The organism is Hymenobacter lapidarius (assembly GCF_001816145.1).
GTDB lineage: Bacteria > Bacteroidota > Bacteroidia > Cytophagales > Hymenobacteraceae > Hymenobacter > Hymenobacter lapidarius.
On record NZ_MDZB01000012.1, the window covers coordinates 1 to 2,603 of the forward strand.

Sequence of the window (2,603 nt, forward strand, 5' to 3'; positions counted from 1 at the left end):
GGTTGTAGGCCACCTCGCGGGGCCGCTGCGGCGCGTCGCCATTCAGCTCAAAGCCCGAGCGCTCCTCGTTGCCCGCGTCGTATTCCGCCTCGCCCCGCAGCATCGAGTACAGCCGCAGAATGGTGGTAATAGTCACCTTGCTCACCGTATCGAGCTGGTTCGAAGTCAGGTGCTGCACATTGTACAGCTCCGTAAACTTGCGCCCGTCGTCCGGGGCCGTGTACTGCTGAAACTCTTGCAAGGTCTGCCGCCCCAAATTGCCCCGGTCCACCAGAAACAGCACCCGCTTGGCCCCCGCAAACTTGATGAGCCGGTAAATGAACGACACTGCCGTAAACGTCTTTCCCGAGCCGGTAGCCATCTGAATCAGCGCCCGCGGCCGGTCGTCCTTCAAGCTCACGTCCAGGTTGCGCAGCGCCTCAATCTGGCAGTCGCGCAGGCCGGCGGTGGTCACGGCCGGCAAGGTGCGTAGCCGCGCCCGCAGCGTGTGCAGCTGCCGGGTCCAGTCGCGCAAGGTTTCAGGCCGGTGAAAGCCGAACACCGGCCGCGAGCGCGGCTCCGGGTCGCGGGCATCGGCAAAGCGGATTTCCTGCCCGTTGGCCTCGTATCCGAAAGGTAACTGCTCGGCCACCCGCTGAGCGTGCTTAGTCGCGCTGGCCTGGTAGCGGGCCGTCTGCTCGGCCACGGCCGTGAGCGAAGTGCCTTCCTTCTTCGCCTCCACGATGCCCACCAGCTTGCGGTCGACGAACAGGGCATAGTCGGCCGGACCGGAGGCGGTGGGGTATTCGCGCACCGCCACGCCAGCGCTGGCGCCCAGGTTCAGCAGCTTCGTGTCCTGCACCGTCCAGCCAGCGGCGGTCAGTTGGGCATCGATGAGCTGGCGGGCGTGTTGTTCGGGGGTGAGCATGAAAAGAAGGTGCGGCGGTAGAACTGCGAAAGTAATTCCGTATTAGGCCTCAGCCATAAAAAGCCTGCAGGCTTGTTGTGGCAGCGGCTGGCGAGGGACTGCTCCCAGACAAAGCATTACTTGCGACGTCTTCTTGTTTGCCCCAGACACGAGCAAAGTCTGTCAGCAACCTTTCTGATGTTACCTGGATATACCGGCGAAACGACTTGAAGTCTTTGTGCCCGGTGGCTTTCATAATCGTTTCCCAGCTCAAGCCCCCCTCGAGCGAAAGAGTAACGAAGGTGCGCCGACCCGTGTGGGTGCCGATGAGTTCGTACTTGGGATGGGTGGTGCTGGTGTGCTGGCTTCCCTGGTGCTCGTCATGCTTGGTTGGGGTGTCGATGCCCGCGACCCGGGCAACATCCTTGATATAAGCGTTCAGCTTCTGGTTGGTGATGGTGCGCACTTGGCCTGCCCAAAGCCGGGCCAGCAGCGGTACGGCAGGGTTGCCGCGGAGCGGGATGGTGAGCTTGTCCTTGGTTTTCTTGGCTCGCAGCTCGAGCCACTCGCCATTCTGGTGCTCCGGCCGCAGGGCAGCTACGTCGGAAAATCGCAGGCCGGTGTAGCAGCTGATGAGGAACAGTGCACGCGCGTTCTCCAGCCGGTTCGTGTCGCTCAGGCCGGATAAGTCGACGTGCTCTAGGGAGGATAATTCGGTCCGGGTGAGAGCCAGCACGTCTGGGTCCTGGCGTGTCCAGCGCCAGCGCTTGTACTCCTGCAACGTGGTATGCCCCGACTCAACAGCATCCCCCAGGAAGTGCTTCAGGTGAGCCAGGAGCTTGGCGATACTGTTGTCTTGTAATCGGGCTGTGTCGAGAAGGTAAGCGGTGAAATCGTCCCAAAATTCTTTGTAAAGCCCTCGTACGTCAGGGCTTGGCCACTAAGCTGCTCGTAGCGAACCAAGTGGTTGTAAAGCGTGCCCAGAGCCTTTACGGTATTCGGCTGACGGGTTCGGGCATGGCGGTCCTTGTAGGCCAGCAGGTCGGCAAGGGGGCACGGCGCCGGGGCGGGTGCTGCGGGTGCTGCTTCCGGTTCGACGGCTTCCCGTAGCTGGGTGTCACTTGGCAGCTTACCCTGGCTGCGGTACTCGTTCCAGTAGGCCAGCAGGCGCTTGCTCATCCGGGTGAGGCTGGCGTTAAGTGTTTCGTGGGTGCGCTTGAGTTCGGCGTTGATGGAGCGGCCCTTGGTCAGGGCCTGTTGTACATTACCGCCGGTCCAGTAAGCGGGCAGGATTTTCTCGCCGGTGTAAATGCGAACCCTGGGTGTCCCATTATGGGGGTTAAACAAGATGAACACGGGCGTCGGTTTGTTGGCCTTGGGGTCCTTAAGGTGAAACGAGACGGTCGCCATGAGCTAGGGGTTGATGCTGACGTGAAGGTAGCTACTCGCACGAATTGGGTACAGCCAGGGGTACAAACATGCCGTAAACCACACACATGACTTACGTAAAGAAACAAGCGTAATTACCAATAAAAGGCTTTTTTTATTGTGAAATAGCAGCTATTTTATCAGTTTCGTCTTTGGTTGGATACGGTATTAGGTACTCCCGTCTCTGGTACTATACTCGTCACGAAGTAGGATGCGAATCGAGAATATGAAATTTGAGGGTTAGGCGGGACGCGAGTTCTTGGCCAAACTCGGGGAGCCGGTCGAAGAA

General features: G+C 59.8%; 3 protein-coding genes. All 3 read right to left on the reverse strand.

The window, feature by feature from the left end; translation table 11 throughout:
• On the reverse strand, positions 1-907 hold a 907-nt coding region (locus BEN47_RS00610), incomplete at its 3' end, for a DEAD/DEAH box helicase family protein (protein WP_125921426.1).
• A gap of 49 nt (positions 908-956) precedes the next feature.
• Positions 957-1,622, reverse strand: a complete 666-nt coding sequence (locus BEN47_RS00615) for a site-specific integrase (protein WP_158010770.1) — start codon at positions 1,620-1,622, stop codon at positions 957-959.
• Between the two features lie 86 nt (positions 1,623-1,708).
• Entirely contained in the window at positions 1,709-2,296 is a 588-nt protein-coding gene (locus BEN47_RS00620; RefSeq protein WP_070724277.1) for a hypothetical protein, read from the reverse strand.
• Positions 2,297-2,603 lie beyond the last annotated feature (307 nt).

What these genes read in the sequence shown, in the direction of transcription:
- BEN47_RS00620 (WP_070724277.1), bottom strand. Translation starts at nt 2,296, where the DNA reads ATGGCGACCGTCTCGTTTCACCTTAAGGACCCCAAGGCCAACAAACCG.